This is a genomic window from Rhodovulum sp. FJ3 (assembly GCF_032918305.1).
Classification (GTDB): domain Bacteria; phylum Pseudomonadota; class Alphaproteobacteria; order Rhodobacterales; family Rhodobacteraceae; genus SAT37.
On record NZ_JAWJUU010000003.1, the window covers coordinates 54,609 to 71,987 of the forward strand.

Here is a 17,379-nt window from a genome sequence, read left to right on the forward strand (position 1 = left end):
GGGGGCGATCAGTCCAGCCAGAACCGCTTGGTCAGCAGGGCGTAGACCACCAGCAGTTCAAGTCGTCCGACCAGCATAGCGCCGGCGAGCAGCCATTTGGCCGTGTCGTTGAGCGTCGCAAAGTTGCCAGCGGGGCCGATGATATCCCCAAGGCCCGGACCGATATTGGCCAGCGCCGTGGCCGCGCCCGAGAGCGAGGTCACAAAGTCGAGGCCGGTCATGGAGAGCAGGATCGACAGGATGCCCAGAGACACGATGAACAGCACAAAGAAGGCCATGACCGATGACAGCACGTCTTCGGACACCGGACGGCCCTCGTATCGGGGTTGGAACACACCGTGCGGCGCGTAGATCAGGCGGATTTGCGAGCGGATGGAGGCAAAGAGAAGCTGAAAGCGGAAGATCTTGATCGAGCAACAGGTTGAGCCCGCGCAGCCACCGATCAGGCCGAGGAAGAAGAACATCACAACCGGAAGCGTGCCCCAGAGTTGGTAATCAACGCTGGCAAATCCTGTGCCCGTCATGATCGAGGTGACGTTGAACAGGGCCTCGCGGAAGGCGTGTTCGTAATGGTCATCGTTGGCGATGATGCGATAGGCGGTGATGATCAGTATCAGCGCGAACATGGTCACCATAAAGGCGCGCACCTGACTGTCGCGCAGCAACGGGCCGGTCGAACCGCCAATCAATTGCACATAGCGCACGAACGGCAGGCTGGCCAAAACCATAAAGACCGAGGCGACATATTCCGGCGGGCCCTGAAACGTGCCAAACGAGGCGTCATAGGTCGAAAACCCGCCCGTCGACACCGTGGTCAGGGCATGGTTCACCGCATCGAACACCCCAAGGCCAAAGACCAGATAGGTCAGGAAACAGATCACCGTGAGCGCGGCATAGATCACCGTAATGCGCGAGGCGATCTGGGCGGCGCGCGGCAGGACCTTGCCCGCCGTATCAAACGCCTCAGACCGGAAGATTTGCATCCCCCCGACCTTGAGTTCGGGCAGAAACACCATCGCCACCACAATGATGCCGATGCCGCCGAACCATTGCAGCATGGACCGCCACAGCAACAGACCCTCGGGCAGGTCATCCAGGCCGGAAAACACCGTCGATCCGGTGGTGGTCAAGCCCGACATTGCCTCAAAGAACGCATCCACAAGACGCGCCTCGGTCGCGCCGATCAGAAACGGGATGGCGCCAAAGATGGGCAGGACGATCCACACGCCCGCCGTCAACAGGAAGGTCTGGCGCAGGGTCAGGCCGCCGTCAACGCCGCTGGACGTGGTCATGGCAAGAACGGCGCCGATCAGACAGGTGACCGCCATCGCCTCAAGGAACACAGGCCATTCGCCATTGCCAAGCGCCAGATCAAGCCCTAGGGGAAAGACCATTGTCGCCCCCAAAGCCGTCACAAGCAGGCCGATCACATATCCAATGGGGCGAAAATCAATCATGATCGCAGGCTTGGCGCGGGCACGCGGTCCTGTCAAGCGCAGAGCGACATCGCCGCGGCCCGTTTAGCCGCGGTGGATCAATGTCCCAAACAGATGCGGATCGATTGAGCGCGCGTCAAACGTGTCACCGTGGGTCAGGATCGACACGGCGTCATGGCTGTGCAGGCTTTCCTGATGGCTAGCCACAACGCGGAAATCGCCAATGCGCGGATCGGCCGCCAGACGTTCGCAGAACAGCCGCGCGGCATCCTCGACAAAGATCGGGTTGGCGGCGTTCAATTCGGCAAAGGCCTGTTCGTCCTCGCGTTTGACCATGACCTGCGTTTCGGTCGGCACGGCGGCGCGGCACATGTCGATCAGGTCCTCGAACCACAGGCGCGGGGCGTCCTCGGTCATCTCGACCGAAATACGCGCAACCGATCGTTGGGCGTGCGGCGTGGCCAATTGACCACGCGTGGCGCGGGCATGCTCGGAGAGTTCCAGAGAACAGGGGCAGGTCGACGAATAGACATAATCGAGATGCATGATCTTTTGGCGCACCCCGTCGCGCTCCACCAGTTCCAGCGCGATATCGTAATACTGATACCCCGACAGGCCCGAGCGCAGCGAGGGCACCAAAACCGGAAACGAGAACCGCATCTGGATGCGGGCGTCGAAACTCTCTAGATCGCGTTTGTAGTCATCCAGTGCGGCGGCGATCACATCCGTGCTGAACGAGCGGTCCGCATGGGCGTAAAAGCTGCGCATGATGCGCGACATGTTGATGCCTTTTTTCTCGGCCTCAAGGCTGACCGTGCCAGTGACCGAGGTCTCCAGCGTCAGATCGCCATTGTCGCGGGTGCGATAGCGGATCGGCAGGCGAAAGTTCGAAATCCCGACGTGTTGGATGTCCTGTTTGGCGCCACGGATCAGGCTGGCCGGACCGTTTTGCAGATCGGGCAGACCGGCGCGGTACGCGTCATCCACCGTGAAATCCTCGGGATATTCGCGGCTGAGCACGGCCAAGGCAGCGGGCGAGAACTGACGCAGCAATTCTTCATCCACCGAGGTCTTTTCGGCATCGCTGGCACCGGCAAGCCACCGGCGAAGCACGTCAATCGCGCGCTCTGCGTCGCTGCGACTTGGCTCTGGACTATGTACGTTCATCGCGATCTCCCTTCGCGCCACCTACCGCGCAAAGATGTAGACACGGGCGGGCCCGTGTCCAACTTTTTTCACGAATTCACACCAAATACCGTCTGATATCAGACGTTTTTCAGCGCGTTTTCGACGTCGGCCAAGATATCTGCCGGATCTTCCAGACCCACGGACAGACGCACCAGACCAGGGGTGATGCCGTTGGTGGCCTTTTGCTCATCACTCAGGCGCGAGTGGGTCGTGGTGCCCGGATGGGTGATCAACGTCTTGGAATCCCCAAGGTTATTGGTGATCGTGATCAGTTCCAGCGCATTCAGGAACCGGAACGCACCCTCTTGGCCGCCCGCGATGTCAAAGGCGATCATCGTGCCGCCCGAACCGGTCATCTGCATGGCCAGATCGTGTTGGGGATGGCTGGACAGACCGGGGTAGATCACATTGGCGATCTTGGGGTTGTCCTGCAGCGCCGTGGCAAGGGTTGCCGCCGTGTCGGCCTGAGCACGCACGCGCAGGTCGATGGTTTCGATGCCTTTCAGCATGACCCAGGCGTTAAACGGGCTCATCGCGCCGCCGGTGTGTTTCAGATAGGGTTCCAGCGTCTTGCGGATGAAGTCTTGGGTGCCCAGAACCACACCGCCAAGGCAACGTCCCTGCCCGTCGATATGTTTGGTCGTGGAATAGATCACGACGTCCGCGCCATGTTCAATCGCGCGCGAGAACACTGGCGTCGCGAACACGTTGTCCACCACGAACAGAGCATCGGCCTTATGCGCAAGATCGGCCACGGATTTCAGGTCGATCACGTCAAGGGTCGGGTTCGACACGCTCTCACAAAAGACCACCTTGGTGTCCGGACGGATCGCGGCGGCCCATTCGTCAAGGTTGTTGCCGTCAACGAACGTCACCTCAACGCCGTAGCGCACCATGATCTCTTCGAGGATATAGAGGCACGAGCCGAACAGCGCGCGCGAGGACACAACGTGATCGCCTGCGCGACAGATCGACATCAACGCCGCGTTGACCGCCGCCATGCCCGAGGCCGTCGCGAACGCGTCCTCGGCCCCCTCAAGCGCGGCGATGCGTTCTTCGAACATGCGCACGGTCGGGTTGCCATAGCGGGCATAGATGAATTCATCCTCACCCAAGGCGACGAAACGCGCCTCGGCCTGCTCGGCGGTGTCATAGACAAACCCTTGGGTCAGAAAGATCGCTTCGGACACTTCGCCGTACTGGCTGCGGCGGGTGCCAGCGTGAATCTGGTTGGTGCGTTTGCTCCACTTGGTCATTGCGCAATCCTCTACGCGAATAAAAAAACCCCCACCGGATAAGGCGGGGGCGTCAAAACCCTTACCTCTTTAGCGGAATGTTTAACGTGGCCCGCAATCCGGCACAAAGCACCACAGGGGCTGCATACCCCTGCGGCCCAAGGCGGTCAAGCGTTTCATCCCCCTGTCACGGGACCGTCACCGCCCTGTAAACCAAGCCGCCTATGGTCGGGGCAATCAGGTGCAAGTGGAGCTGCCCCATGCCACTGATACGTATGGATTACGACACGGCCACGGACGGGTTTCGCATCGGCGACCCGTCGATGCTGGATACGCCCGACGCCGCGCGCCGCGTGGTGATCATGGTGCACGGGTATAAATTCGACCCCGCCCGCGCCGACAAAACCCCGCACCGCCATATCCTTGATCCCTGCCGTGACCCCGCCCCCGCCCGCGATATGTCATGGCCCCGCGCCATGGGGTTTCACGGCCTGACGGGTGAGGGTCTGTGCATCGCGCTTGGCTGGCCCTCGCTGGGCAGGTTCGCGGCGGCCTATCGCCGTGCGGGCGATGTCGGGCGGGCCTTAGCACTGGAGATCGCAGGCATCCGCGCGCGCCACCCGCGCACCGAAATCACGGTGATGGGCCATTCCCTTGGCGCGCGGGTGGGCCTCAGCGCACTGCCCCATCTGCGCGCGGGTGACGTGGATCGGGTCATCGCCCTGTCCGCCGCCGACCGGATCGACACCGCGCGCGACGCGATGGCCACCCCCGCCGGTCGCACCGCGCGGGTTCTGGCGGTGCACAGCCGCGAAAATGACCTCTATGACGCGGCGATGGAATGCGCCCTGCCCTCTGGTACGTCACGCGCGCTTGGCACCGGATGGGCAGAGGCGCCCGCCAATTGGTGCGATGTTCAGATCGATTGCGCAGAGACGCTGGACGTTCTTGCGCGCATGGATATCGACATTGCCCCGCCCCAGCGTCTGATCTGCCATTGGAGCAGCTATACCCGCCCGGGCGTTTTCGACCTCTATCGCGCGGTGGCCCATGGCGCGATTGATCCCGCCGCCCTGCGCGCGTTCCTTCCCAGCGACAGCGCGCCGCGCTGGTCACGACTTATTGCACCGGCCCGTGCGATTACCCCCTTGTCCTTTGGGGCCAAGCCGTCATCCTGACCGCCTTGGAGGACCTTATGAGCACTGCACCCATCGACCTGTTTTATTGGCCCACCCCCAACGGGTGGAAGATTTCCATCGCGCTTGAGGAAATGGGCCTGCCCTATACCCTGCATCTGATCGACATCGGCAAGGGCGATCAATTCGCGCCCGAGTTCCTGAAAATCGCGCCGAACAACCGGATGCCTGCGATCATCGACCCCGATGGGCCGGACGGGGAACCTGTGTCATTGTTCGAGAGCGGCGCGATCCTGCAATACCTCGCCCGCAAAACGGGTCAGTTCTATGGCGACACGGTGCGCGATCAGTTGATCGTCGATCAGTGGCTGATGTGGCAGATGGGGGGCCTTGGGCCGATGGCCGGACAGGCGCATCATTTCCTGAAATACGCGCCCTTGATGGATCCGCCCCAAGACCTGCCCTATGCCAAGGATCGCTACCGCTCTGAGACGGGGCGTCTTTATAAGGTGCTGAACGAGCAGCTGTCCAAACACGAATATGTCGCCGGTGATTTCTATTCGATTGCCGATATGGCGATCTGGGGCTGGGCGTCGTTGTGGGAGGGTCAGCAGCAAACGCTGGACGACAAACCGCATATGGCGCGTTGGCTGGATACGGTCAGTGCGCGACCAGGCGTTATCGCCGGTCGGGCCCTTGCGGCGGAATTGCGCAACGATCCGACGGCGAAAAAGACCTAGGCCGTCAGCTTGCCCACCTCGGCGATGAAATCCTCGCCGCGTTTTTCAAAGCTGTTGTATTGGTCAAAGCTGGCCGCTGCGGGGGCCAGCAGGACCGTATCCCCCGCCACCGCATCGCGCGCCGCCGCCGCAACCGCCGCCGCCATGGTCGTACAGACCTCATGCGGGGTGTCGCCAAGGTGCAGGGCAAAGGCCGCCGCCTCACGTCCGATGACATAGGCCTTGGCCACATGTCCCAGATGGGGGGTGACGGCATCGATCCCGCCGTCCTTTTCCAGACCGCCGCAAATCCAGCGGATGTTCTGAAACGCCGCCAAGGCCTTGGCCGCGCTATCGGCGTTGGTGGCCTTGCTGTCGTTCACATAGGTGACGCCGTTGATTTCGGCGATCCGCTGGCTGCGGTGGGGCAGACCGGTGAACGACTGAAACGCCTGTTCGATCATGCGCGGCGCAAGGCCAAGCCCGCGCACCGCCGCATAGGCCGCACAGGCGTTTTGGTGGTTATGCGCACCGGGCAGGCCCGCAATCCCGCGCAGGTCGATATTGGCAACCTGACGGCCCTTGCGCCATTCGGCCAAGAACCCCTTGCGCGCGAACACGTTCCACCCCGCACCGGACAGCTTTTGCCCAGACGAGATACGGATCACGCGATCATCGGTCGGCCCCTCGGCCATCTGACCGGCAAGGAATTTACCCTCGACCTCATCCACACCGATCACGGCGCGATCCGGTCCGCCCTCGGCAAAGAGGCGCCGCTTGGCCGCGAAATAGCCGCCAAACCCGCCGTGCCGGTCCAGATGATCGGGCGACAGGTTGGTGAACACCGCAATGTCGGGCGTCAGAGCGCGGGCCAGATCGGTTTGATAGCTGCTAAGCTCTAGCACAACCACACCGCCATCGCCGGGCGGGTCGATGTCCAGAACACCGCGCCCGATGTTGCCGGCCAGTTGGCTCTCATGACCCGCCTCGGTCAGGATGTGATGGATCAGGGCCGAGGTGGTCGATTTCCCGTTCGACCCCGTCACCGCAATCACGCGCGGCATGGTGTCAAAGTAATCCCATTCGCCGCGCGACAGCGACCGAAAGAACAGACCGATGTCATTGTCCACCGGCACACCGGCCTCAAGCGCGGCCAGAACCACGCGGTTGGGCGTCGGATAGAGATGCGGAATACCGGGGCTGACGATCAGGGTGGCGATGTCGTCAAACGCGCCCACACGGGTCAGGTCAACGGGTTCGAACCCCTCGGCCATGGCCGCATCGCGCGCGGCCTCGTTATCATCCCACACGACGGGGATCGCCCCGCCCGCCCGCAGGGCACGCGCCGTGGCAAGGCCCGACCGGCCCAGACCCAGAACCGCAACCCGCGCGCTATCAAAGCCCTGAACCGGTATCATCGCCGCACCCCTTAGCGCAGTTTCAACGTGGCCAAACCGATCAACGCAAGGATCAGCGAAATGATCCAAAAGCGGATCACGATCTGCGGCTCGGCCCAGCCTTTTTTCTCAAAATGGTGATGGATCGGGGCCATCAGGAACACCCGCTTGCCCGTGCGTTTGAAATAGAGGACCTGAATGATCACCGACAGGGCCTCAACCACGAACAGACCACCAACGATGGCCAGAACGATTTCGTGCTTGGTCGCGACCGCAATCGCGCCCAACGCCCCCCCAAGGGCCAGCGATCCGGTATCGCCCATGAAGACTGCGGCGGGCGGTGCGTTGTACCACAGGAACCCAAGACCCCCACCGATCAGGGCCGCGCTAAAGATCAAGATCTCGCCCGTGCCCGGCACATAATGCACGTCCAGATAATCGGTAAAGTCGACGCGCCCCACCGCATAGGCAATCACGCCCAGCGTTCCGGCGGCAATCATCACCGGCATAATCGCCAGCCCGTCCAGACCATCGGTCAAGTTCACCGCATTGGCAGAGCCCACAATCACGATCATCGCAAAGGGCACAAACAGATAGCCCATGTTAATCAACGTGTCCTTGAACACCGGCAGGGCCAGTTGAAACGCCAAACCGTCGGGATGCACCATCGCCGCCGAAATCGACGCCACCGCCGCGATGATCAGGCCCAGCCCCATGCGCACCTTGCCCGGCACGCCCTTGGTGTTGGCCTTGGACACTTTGGCATAGTCATCGGCAAACCCGATCAGACCGAACCCTGCGGTCACCAACAGAACGATCCACACATAGGGATTGTCCAGCCGCGCCCACAGCAAGGTCGCCACCATCAACGCCGTCAGGATCAACAACCCGCCCATGGTCGGGGTGCCTGCCTTGGCGAAATGGGTTTCGGGACCGTCCTCGCGGATCGGTTGACCCTTACCCTGACGACGGCGCAAGAGGTTGATCAGAGGCCGACCAAACACAAATCCGAAAATCAGCGCGGTGAAAAACGCTCCGCCTGCGCGGAACGTGATATAGCGAAACAGGTTGAAGACGTCCCCGCCGTCGGAAAATTCAGTCAGCCAATAGAGCATCTTTATCCCTTATTCATCCGTCGCGACCGGATGTCCCAATTTCCTGAGCGCGTCAACCACGCGTGATACCTTACTGCCCTTTGAGCCCTTGATCAGCAGGACATCGCCCGCATCCACGATGGCGTGGGCCTCTTTGACCATCTCATCGGCAGAGGGCGCATAGTGGCCACGCTGTGCGGTCGGCAAAACGTCGTAGAGCGCGCGCATGCGCGGGCCAACACAATGGACCACATCCACCTTTTTCAGGGCCGGATCATCGGCTACCGCGCGGTGCAGATCCAATTCCTCGGGGCCGAGTTCCAGCATATCGCCCAGAACCGCGACGCGCCGTCCCTTGGCGATGCGCCCCACCCCGTCATCGGGGGTCGCGGCCGCCAGCACCTGCAGCGCCGCCTGCAACGAGGTCGGGTTGGCGTTGAACGCGTCGTCAAACATGTCAAACCACAGGCCGTCCTCGACATCGTCCAGAATGATGCGCTCCCGTGTGCCACGGCCACCCACGGGACGCCACGCGGACAGATCGACCGCCGCCAGCGCAGGGTCGATGTCCCACTGATCCCCGACCGCCAGAACGGCCAGCGCATTCATCGCGAAATGGCGGCCCATCGTGCCAAGCTTGAACAGAAACGGTGCACCATTCAGGGCGGCACGCACAATGGTCGTATCCGCCTTCATATCAACGGCATCAAGGTGATATGGCGCGCTCTTTACCGTGCCGAAATGCACCTTTTTGGCCCCCACCGCATCGGCGGCGGCATCCAAAATCGGCGTCACATCCAGATCGGCATTGATGATCGCGATCCCGTTCGGCTCTAGCCCCTCAAAGATCGTGGACTTTTCCCGTGCGATGCCCGACAGGTCGTCAAACGCCTCTAGGTGGGCGGCGGCAACCGTGGTGATCAGGGCGACATGCGGGCGGGCCAGTTTCGCCAGCGGCGCGATCTCGCCCGGGTTGCTCATCCCGATTTCGATCACCGCATATTCGGTGTCCGCAGGCATCCGCGCCAGTGTCAGGGGCACGCCCCAATGGTTGTTATAGCTTGCCTCGGCGGCGTGAACCCGCCCCTGCCCGCCAAGGACAAGGCGCAACATTTCCTTGGTCGAGGTCTTGCCGACCGAACCGGTGACCGCCACCACGCGAGCGTCCGTACGGTCACGCGCCGCGATGCCCAGACGTTCCAACGCGGGCAACACATCATCCACGATCAACAGGGGCGCGTCGTCCGCCACGCCGTCCGGCACACGGGACACCATCGCGGCCCCCGCCCCGTTCGCCAAGGCCTGTGCCACGAAATCATGCCCGTCGCGCACGTCTTTCAGCGCGACAAACAATTCGCCCGCCGCAATCGTGCGGGTGTCGATCGACACGCCATCCACGGCCCAATCGCCAATCGCCCGTCCGCCGGTGGCGCGCGCGGCCTCTTCAGCCGTCCACAAATGCGTCATCACAAATGCCCATCCAGCGCGGCAACCGCGACGCTGGCCTGTTCTACATCGTCAAAGGGAAACACATCGTCGCCGATGATCTGGCCGGTCTCATGCCCCTTGCCTGCCACCAGTAACGCATCACCAGGGCCAAGCGCATCGACGCCGCGCAAAATCGCCTCGGCACGGTCGGGGATTTCCGTCGCCTCGGGGCAACCACCCATCACGGCGGCACGGATGTCGGCAGGATCTTCGCCGCGCGGGTTATCATCGGTGACAAAGACCACATCGGCGTTTTCGGCGGCGGCTTGGCCCATCAACGGACGCTTGGATGTGTCGCGGTCCCCGCCTGCGCCGAACACGACGACCAGACGGCCCATCACATGCGGACGCAGGGCGCGTAGCGCGGTCGCCAAGGCGTCGGGCGTATGGGCGTAATCGACGAACACGGCGGCCCCATTGTCGCGCGTCGCGGCCAGTTGCATCCGGCCCCGCACGGTGCTGAGATGCGACATGGCGGCAAAGACCTCACCCGGTTCTTCGCCGGACGCGATGGCCAAACCACCGGCCAGCAAGACGTTTTCCGCCTGAAACCCGCCAATCAGGTTCAGGCGCACCTGTTGCGGACGCCCGCGCCAGTCAAAGCGCATGTCCTGCCCCGTGGCATCGAACCGTTGCCCCAACAGACGCAGATCGCAGTCCTCATCCGACCCCACACGCACCACGGTCTGGCCGCGCATCTGGGCGACCTCGGCCATGTCCGCACCGCGCGGGTCGTTGGTGTTGATCACCGCCGTGCCGGTGTCGGGCAAAACGCGACCGAACAGACCGGCCTTGGCGTCGAAATAGGCCTCGAAACTGTCGTGGTAGTCCAAATGATCCTGCGTGAAATTCGTGAACCCCGCCGCACACAGGGTCACCCCATCCAGACGTTTTTGCGCCAAGCCGTGCGATGAGGCCTCCATCGCGGCGTGGCTGATGCCCGCATTCGCGGCCTCGGACAACACACGGTGCAGCGTGATCGGTTCCGGCGTGGTGTGGTGTAAAGGCGTGGTAAAATCGCCCTCAACCCCCGTGGTACCCACGTTGATCGCGGCGCGCCCGTTCAGCTGCCAGATCTGGCGGGTAAAGGTCGCGACGGACGTTTTACCATTGGTGCCGGTGACCGCGATCATCTTGTCCGGCTGCGCCCCGAACCACAGAGCGGCGGCATAGGCCAGCGTCTGGCGCGGGTCCTCGGCGATGATGATGGCGACGTCGGGATGTTCGGCGATGACATCGGCGGCGATGCGCGCGCCCTCGGCATCGGTCAGGATCGCGCCCGCCTCCATCCGCAGGGCATATTGGATGAACTCGCCCCCATGCACCCGCGTTCCGGGCAGGGCGGCAAAGAGAAATCCGGGTTTGACTGCGCGGCTATCGACGGCCAGACCGGTGATCTGCGCCTCGCGCAGGCCCTTTGCGGTCAGTCCGAGTTCAGCCAAGGTTTTCGTACCGACCTGCCCCACGATGTCTTCTCCGTCGCCTAGTTGTTGACCCGTGTTAACTCATAGACGGGGCGGGGTTCAATCTCTGGTCGCAGGCCCAACAGGGGCGCGGTGCGGCGGATGATCTCGGCGGCGACGGGCACGGCGGTCCAACCGGCGGTGCGGCGGGGTTCGGAACCGGAGGTTTCCACCGGCTCGTCCAACGTCACGATCAGGACATAGCGCGGATCATGGGCGGGAAAGACGCTTGCAAAGGTCGCGATGACCTTATCCTCATAGTAACCGCCGTTGGGCTTGGGCTTGTCCGCGGTGCCGGTCTTGCCGCCCACATGATAGCCCTCGACCTCCCCGAAACTGGCGGTGCCGCGCACGACCACCTGACGCAGCATGTCGCGCGCCGCCGCAGAGGTCGCTTCGGAAATCACGCGTTCACCACGCGGACGACCACCGGCCAACAGGGTCGGTTCAACCTTGTATCCACCATTCACAATGGTCGAATAGGCGGCGGCCAGATGCATCGGGCTTGCCGACAGGCCGTGGCCATAGGAAATCGTCATCGCCGACAGCTCGGACCAGTTCGGCGGCAAAAGCGGTTTGATCGACGGGGCCTCGACCATCTCAAGCGCGGTGGGTTCCAACAGGCCCAGCTTGGTCAGGAAGGCGCGCTGATCCTCGGCACCGATCTGTTGCGCCAAACGCGCGGTCCCGATGTTCGAGCTTTTGACGATGACATCGGTCGCGGTCAGCTCGGGCCCATAGTTGTGGAAATCATTGATCCGGAACTTACCCCAACGCAACGGCCCCTGCGTGTCGATCATCGTGTCGGGCGTGATCATGCCCTGCTCCATCGCTTGGGCGACGGCAAAGATTTTAAAGGTCGAGCCCAGTTCATACACGCCCTGAACGGCGCGGTTGAACAGGGGGCTATCGGATTGATCGCCGGTGGTCAGGGGTCGCGGGCGGTCGTTCGGGTCGAAATCCGGTAGAGACACGACCGAGATCACCTCGCCCGTGTGCACATCCATCATGATCGACGTCGCGCCCTTGGCGTTCATCAGTTTCATGCCGCCGTAAAGGATACGGCGCGTCGCGGCCTGTACCGTCAGGTCCAGCGACAGGCGCAGCGGCTCACCGCCATTGGCGGGATCGCGCAGAAAGCTGTCAAAGGCCTTTTCCACACCGGCAACGCCGATGACCTCGGCGCTGTGGACGCCTTCGCGCCCGAAACTGGTGCCACCCAGAACATGCGCGGCAAGGCTGCCGTTGGGATACAGACGCATCTCACGCGGGCCGAACATCAGACCGGGCTCGCCCAGATCATGGACCTGCTGCATCTGCTCGGGGCTGATTTTCTTTTTGATCCACAGGAACTTACGCTTGCCGGTGAAATCCTTGATCAGGCGCTTTTCGTCCAGATCGGGGAAAATCTCGACCAGTTTTCGCGCCGCGCGTTCCTTTTCGATCATGAAGGGCGGCTGGGCATACAGGGAATGCGTGGCGAGGTTCGTCGCCAAGATATTGCCGTTGCGGTCCGTGATATCGGCGCGTTGGGCCAAGATCGAACTGCCGGTATAGGCGGTGCGGGGTTCCTCGGGCGTGCTAGCCGACAGGGTGCCCATGCGCGCGCCCACAGTGCCAAAGGCCATCAGGAACACAGCGCCCAGAATCAACAACCGCCCCTCGGCGCGGCCGCGGGACTGATCGCGCATCTGTTCGTGGCGCACGCGCAGGTTTTCGCGTTCAATCGCATCGGGGTTCTGCCCCTTGGCGCGGGCGTCCAGAATGCGGGCGAGCGGGCGAAGCGGCGTGCGGATCATTGGGCGTCCTCCTCAAACCGGCCAATCACCTCGACCGGATCGCTGATCGGGGGCAGATCGGGCAGTTCGGCGGCAGGAAAGGCCACCTGCCCCACACGACCGAATTGTTGAGGGCGCAGCGGCAACAGGCCCAACCGGTCAAAGTTGATCTCGGCCAGATCCATCAGCCGCTCGGGCCGGTTCAGATAGGCCCATTCGGCACGCAGGATCGCCAAGGTCTGGCGCAGCTCGCCAATGTCCCCTTGCAGGCGTTCGGCCTGACGGATCGCGTTTTGGGTGCGATAGTTTTCCTGATAGGCCCAGAACGCCAACCCCATGACCGCCAACGCCGAGAGAACATAGAACATACTGCGCATTATCGTCTCCCCTTGCCTTTCTTGGGTCCCGACGGGCCCGGCAGGCCCAGGGTGCTGCGATCAACGGGGCCCGACGGGGCCTCGGTGCGGATCCCCACGCGCAGCTTGGCCGAGCGGGACCGCGGGTTTTCGTCCAGTTCCTGATCGTCCGGCCCGATGGCGCGGCGCGATTTCAGGGTGAATTGCGGCGCATCTTCCTGCACCTCGGGCGCATAGCGGTTGGCCCGCCCGCCCCCACCGGAACGCGCTTGGAAAAAGCGTTTTACGATCCGGTCCTCAATCGAATGGAACGTCACAACGGCCAATTGCCCACCGGGTTTTAGCGCGCGCTCCGCCGCCTCAAGACCCGCAACCAGTTGATCAAGCTCTTCGTTCACCGCGATGCGGATTGCCTGAAAACTGCGGGTAGCGGGGTGGCTCTGGCCCGGCTTGGGACGGGGCAGGCATTTCTCAATCACCTTGGTAAGTTGCAGCGTGGTCTCGAACGGCTGTTCCTTGCGGGCCTCGACAATCGCGCGGGCAATCCGGCGCGAGGCGCGTTCCTCACCATAATGATACAGGATATCGGCCAGCGTGGTTTCGTCGGCGGTGTTGACCATATCGGCCGCGCTGGGTCCCGATTGGCTCATCCGCATATCTAGGGGGCCGTCTTTCATAAAGGAGAACCCGCGCTCGGCCATGTCCAGCTGCATCGACGACACACCAAGATCCAGAACCACACCGTCCAGCGGCGCGTCGGGGTATTCGTCGAGTTCGGAAAAGGTGCCTTCGACCAACCGCAACCGGTCGCCATATTCGCCCGCCCACGGGGCCGCCATGTCAAACACCATCGGGTCACGGTCAACGCCATAGACCACATCCGCGCCCGCATCCAAAAGGGCGCGTGTGTAACCGCCCGCCCCAAACGTCCCATCCAGCCACGCCCCCGACACCGGAGACACGGCCGCAATCAACGGACGCAAGAGAACGGGAATGTGCGGATCATCAGACATGGAATTGTCCGCCCCGGTCATACCTATGCCCCTCCGACACCGTCAAGAAAGCTGAGGGGATCAACGCCCTCGGGCAGTTCATCCAGCCATGCTTCGGTCTTGGCCAGTTCTTCTTGTTCATAGGTTTCGGGATGCCAGATCTGGAAGGTGTCACCCGAGGCGATAAAGAACGCCTCTTTGTCCAGACCAATCTTTTCGCGCAGCTTTTGCGGCAGAACCAGACGCCCGTCGCCATCAACCTCGGTCGGGATGGACTGACCGTGGAACAGACGTTCCAGCATGCGTCGCTCAATCGAGCCGCGCGGAAGTTTGGAAATCTTGTCATCGACCTCGTCGATGGCTTCGATGGTATAGCATTCAAGGAACTTGCGGCGATGGTCGCCATAGACGATCACCAGTTGCGGGCGCAGACCCTCGGTCCAGTCAGGATCACCAGCCTCAAGCACACGACGAAAGAAGGACGGGATCGACACCCTACCCTTACTGTCCACCTTGTGCTGGCTTTCGCCTCTGAACCTGCGCGCCACTGTCCCGACGCTCCTCTACACTCGCTGTTAACCGTCGCTGAAACGAAAACGACGGATTGAGCTGCTGCCACTGCCCAATCCGCCGCCCTCGTCCCATTCCTGGGTGTCCGACTGCGCGTGCCACCTGGGGGGATGTCTGCTCGCCCACGCGCCGGATCTCTTTTGTGATGAAAGCGGGTGCCTGTATGAAACCTGACTTTGCCTTGTTCGGGGTCTTGTGCGCCCCAATTAGCCCGTCCTCATCTGATGTATTAGGGATGCCACGGGAATTCATGGAAAGCAATAGGTTTTTATGGGAAGAATCGCGGGGAACCGACGCAAACTGTTGATTTTCACTGACCCTCAGACCGTAAAAACACAACATATAGACAGCCAACAACGAATTATCGCCATATTTTGGCCCATTTTCGCATTCCCGCGATTTCCCAGAAAAATGCAAAAAATTTAGCGCGCACATCGAATGCCTTAAAAATCAGGCGCAATCAACCGCACCCGAACGTGCAACTCCGCCCAAATACGCAAAAGGCCCATGGTTTCCCATGGGCCCAGAGCCAGTTCCATATTTTCCCGGATCAGAGCCGGATCAGACGATCCCGCCGTCAATCAGGCCGCGCGCGATCTGCATATAGGCGTCAGCCATCGGCCCCTCACCCGCCGCGACAGGCTGACCACTGTCACCACCCAAGCGCACCTCAAGCGCAATCGGCAACGCCCCCAGCAAAGGCACGCCCAGCTTTTGCGCCTCGGCCGCGACGCCGCCATGGCCAAAGATATGCGCCTCATGCCCGCAATCAGGACAGACGAACATCGACATATTCTCGATCAAGCCAAAGATCGGCGTCTTCATCTTGTCAAACATGTCCAGCGCCTTGCGCGCGTCGATCAGGGCCACGTCTTGGGGCGTCGAGACAACAATCGCGCCCGACAGATGGGTTTTCTGCGCAAGGGTCAGTTGCACATCACCCGTCCCGGGCGGCAAATCGACGATCAGCACGTCCAATTCACCCCATTCAACCTGCATCAACAGCTGTTGCAGCGCGCCCATCAACATCGGGCCACGCCAGACGACGGCCTGATCAGGATCGACCATCAGACCAATCGACATCATCGTGACGCCATGGGCCTGAAGCGGGATGATGGTTTTGCCATCCGGCGACGCGGGGCGTTTGCTGACCCCCATCATGCGCGGCTGGGACGGACCATAGATATCGGCATCCAGCAGACCGACGCGCTTGCCCTGACGCGCCAAGGCCACGGCAAGGTTCGAGGAGACGGTCGATTTACCGACCCCACCCTTCCCCGACGCGACGGCAATGATCCGGTTCACGCCGGGCACCTTTTGCGGACCACCGGGCGTCGGGTGCTGCCCGATTTTAAGCGACGGCGCCGCGCCGCCCGCAGGTTTCGGTGCAGCAGGCTTTGCCGCACCCGAATGTGCCGTCATGACGATGGAAACGTTTTCCACGCCCGGGATCGCACGCAACGCCGCATCGGCCGCCGCATGCACAGGCGTCATAGCTGCGGAATCGATTCCCTCGGGCACCTCAATCACGAAACGGACCGCAGATTCGTCCACCGTCAACGCGCGGATCATGTCGCGAGAGCGCAAATCACCCCCGCCCGGCACGGAAATCTCAGATAATTTGTCAAGTACGGTGTCGCGATTGATAGCCACTTTGCCCAGCCCCTGTGCCCCGAAGGACATTAAATTTCATTCCAAATGACAAAAGTCACTTTTTCCCGCCGATACAAGCGCCAAACCGCCCCGAATTCAATCACCCAGACGTATGCAGCAAATGCATATCGGTGTTGTCCCTTTGCCCATTGTGCAGGCGCAGCATAAGCGTATTTATAAACACAACGCAGCGGACAACACAGTCCACCGCAAACAAACGACCCGCGACGAAAGACAGAACGACTATGGCACACGCAACCGACATTCGCATCGCCCAAGGTGGCTTTGGTGAATGGGTTCGCCAATCGGTCGAACTGGCGCGCCACCAACTGGCACGTCGCAAGCTGTACAAAACCACGGTGCGCGAACTGCGCGCATTGTCGGGCCGGGAACTGGCAGACTTGGGCATCAACCGCTCGATGATCCGCCGACTGGCGCTTGAGGCCGCGTACGGCGAACCAAAATAAGAATTCAGAGGGCCCTCTCCTCCTCCCTGGGCGTTCTGGAAAATTGGTGGTGATCTCCTCCTCCTCCCTGAGGTCACCACCCCCTAATTCGGGGCATACGCCCCACACAGTTACGGCGGTCCTCCTCCTCCTCCCTGAGGGTCGACGTGAAAATGCGGTGATGTCTCTCCTCCTCCCTGACATCACCGCCCCTAATAACTGGGGCCCGGTCCACATGACCCCGCCCTGACGAATACGCCGGACCTCTTCCTCCTCCCTGAGGGTCGACGTGAAATTGCGGTGATGTCTCTCCTCCTCCCTGACATCACCGCACCCTAATTCGGCAACGCCCGCGGGCCGCGCCACACCGGATCGGACCCCTCCTCCTCCCTGGGTCTGGTACAAAAGAACGGCGGCGCCTCTCCTCC

Annotated in this window: 15 protein-coding genes and 1 riboswitch; of the genes, 3 read left to right on the forward strand and 12 right to left on the reverse strand. The window is 62.0% G+C overall.

The window, feature by feature from the left end:
• Positions 1-8: 8 nt before the first annotated feature.
• The 3 genes from R1W00_RS09280 to metZ form a co-directional block, all read right to left on the reverse strand.
• Complete coding sequence (locus R1W00_RS09280; RefSeq protein ID WP_317262463.1) at positions 9-1,457, reverse strand: TrkH family potassium uptake protein; 1,449 nt, start codon at positions 1,455-1,457, stop codon at positions 9-11.
• Positions 1,458-1,520: 63 nt separating this feature from the next.
• Positions 1,521-2,603 carry a GTP cyclohydrolase FolE2 gene (gene folE2 / locus R1W00_RS09285; protein ID WP_317262464.1) on the reverse strand — a complete coding sequence of 361 codons (1,083 nt, stop codon included), beginning with the start codon at positions 2,601-2,603 and terminating at the stop codon, positions 1,521-1,523.
• Between the two features lie 98 nt (positions 2,604-2,701).
• Positions 2,702-3,880: an O-succinylhomoserine sulfhydrylase gene (gene metZ / locus R1W00_RS09290; protein ID WP_317262465.1), complete on the reverse strand. Its 1,179-nt coding sequence runs from the start codon at positions 3,878-3,880 to the stop codon at positions 2,702-2,704.
• A 48-nt stretch (positions 3,881-3,928) separates the two neighbouring features.
• Positions 3,929-4,005, reverse strand: a riboswitch (SAM riboswitch).
• A gap of 114 nt (positions 4,006-4,119) precedes the next feature.
• Here metZ and R1W00_RS09295 point away from each other — a divergent pair.
• Together R1W00_RS09295 and R1W00_RS09300 are read left to right on the forward strand one after the other, a co-directional pair.
• Positions 4,120-5,037: an alpha/beta hydrolase gene (locus R1W00_RS09295; protein ID WP_317262466.1), complete on the forward strand. Its 918-nt coding sequence runs from the start codon at positions 4,120-4,122 to the stop codon at positions 5,035-5,037.
• Between the two features lie 17 nt (positions 5,038-5,054).
• Positions 5,055-5,735, forward strand: coding sequence for a glutathione S-transferase N-terminal domain-containing protein (locus tag R1W00_RS09300; RefSeq protein ID WP_317262467.1), 681 nt, complete (start codon positions 5,055-5,057; stop codon positions 5,733-5,735).
• On the opposite strand, the gene murD is transcribed toward R1W00_RS09300, so the two are convergent.
• The 9 genes from murD to R1W00_RS09345 form a co-directional block, all read right to left on the reverse strand.
• Entirely contained in the window at positions 5,732-7,132 is a 1,401-nt protein-coding gene (murD, locus tag R1W00_RS09305) for a UDP-N-acetylmuramoyl-L-alanine--D-glutamate ligase (RefSeq protein ID WP_317262468.1), read from the reverse strand. The genes R1W00_RS09300 and murD overlap by 4 nt on opposite strands.
• 11 nt (positions 7,133-7,143) lie before the next feature.
• Positions 7,144-8,226: a phospho-N-acetylmuramoyl-pentapeptide-transferase gene (gene mraY, locus R1W00_RS09310; RefSeq protein WP_317262469.1), complete on the reverse strand. Its 1,083-nt coding sequence runs from the start codon at positions 8,224-8,226 to the stop codon at positions 7,144-7,146.
• Between the two features lie 9 nt (positions 8,227-8,235).
• A complete protein-coding gene (locus R1W00_RS09315) occupies positions 8,236-9,672 on the reverse strand; it encodes a UDP-N-acetylmuramoyl-tripeptide--D-alanyl-D-alanine ligase (RefSeq protein ID WP_317262470.1) in 1,437 nt (478 codons plus the stop codon).
• A complete protein-coding gene (locus tag R1W00_RS09320) occupies positions 9,672-11,135 on the reverse strand; it encodes a UDP-N-acetylmuramoyl-L-alanyl-D-glutamate--2,6-diaminopimelate ligase (protein WP_317262471.1) in 1,464 nt (487 codons plus the stop codon). Before R1W00_RS09320 ends, R1W00_RS09315 begins: the two co-directional genes overlap by 1 nt.
• 41 nt (positions 11,136-11,176) lie before the next feature.
• Complete coding sequence (locus tag R1W00_RS09325; RefSeq protein WP_317262472.1) at positions 11,177-12,955, reverse strand: penicillin-binding protein 2; 1,779 nt, start codon at positions 12,953-12,955, stop codon at positions 11,177-11,179.
• Positions 12,952-13,311 carry a cell division protein FtsL gene (locus R1W00_RS09330; RefSeq protein ID WP_317262473.1) on the reverse strand — a complete coding sequence of 120 codons (360 nt, stop codon included), beginning with the start codon at positions 13,309-13,311 and terminating at the stop codon, positions 12,952-12,954. Before R1W00_RS09330 ends, R1W00_RS09325 begins: the two co-directional genes overlap by 4 nt.
• Positions 13,311-14,303 (reverse strand): 16S rRNA (cytosine(1402)-N(4))-methyltransferase RsmH, encoded by a 993-nt coding sequence (rsmH, locus tag R1W00_RS09335; protein WP_317262474.1) that lies wholly within the window; start codon positions 14,301-14,303, stop codon positions 13,311-13,313. The genes R1W00_RS09330 and rsmH overlap by 1 nt, the downstream gene beginning before the upstream one ends.
• A gap of 23 nt (positions 14,304-14,326) precedes the next feature.
• Complete coding sequence (gene mraZ / locus R1W00_RS09340) at positions 14,327-14,830, reverse strand: division/cell wall cluster transcriptional repressor MraZ (RefSeq protein WP_317262475.1); 504 nt, start codon at positions 14,828-14,830, stop codon at positions 14,327-14,329.
• A gap of 583 nt (positions 14,831-15,413) precedes the next feature.
• Complete coding sequence (locus tag R1W00_RS09345) at positions 15,414-16,505, reverse strand: Mrp/NBP35 family ATP-binding protein (RefSeq protein ID WP_317262476.1); 1,092 nt, start codon at positions 16,503-16,505, stop codon at positions 15,414-15,416.
• Positions 16,506-16,750: 245 nt separating this feature from the next.
• Here R1W00_RS09345 and R1W00_RS09350 point away from each other — a divergent pair, with 245 nt between their 5' ends.
• On the forward strand, positions 16,751-16,972 hold the full coding sequence (locus tag R1W00_RS09350; protein ID WP_317262477.1) for a DUF1127 domain-containing protein: 222 nt from the start codon (positions 16,751-16,753) through the stop codon (positions 16,970-16,972).
• Positions 16,973-17,379: the final 407 nt, after the last annotated feature.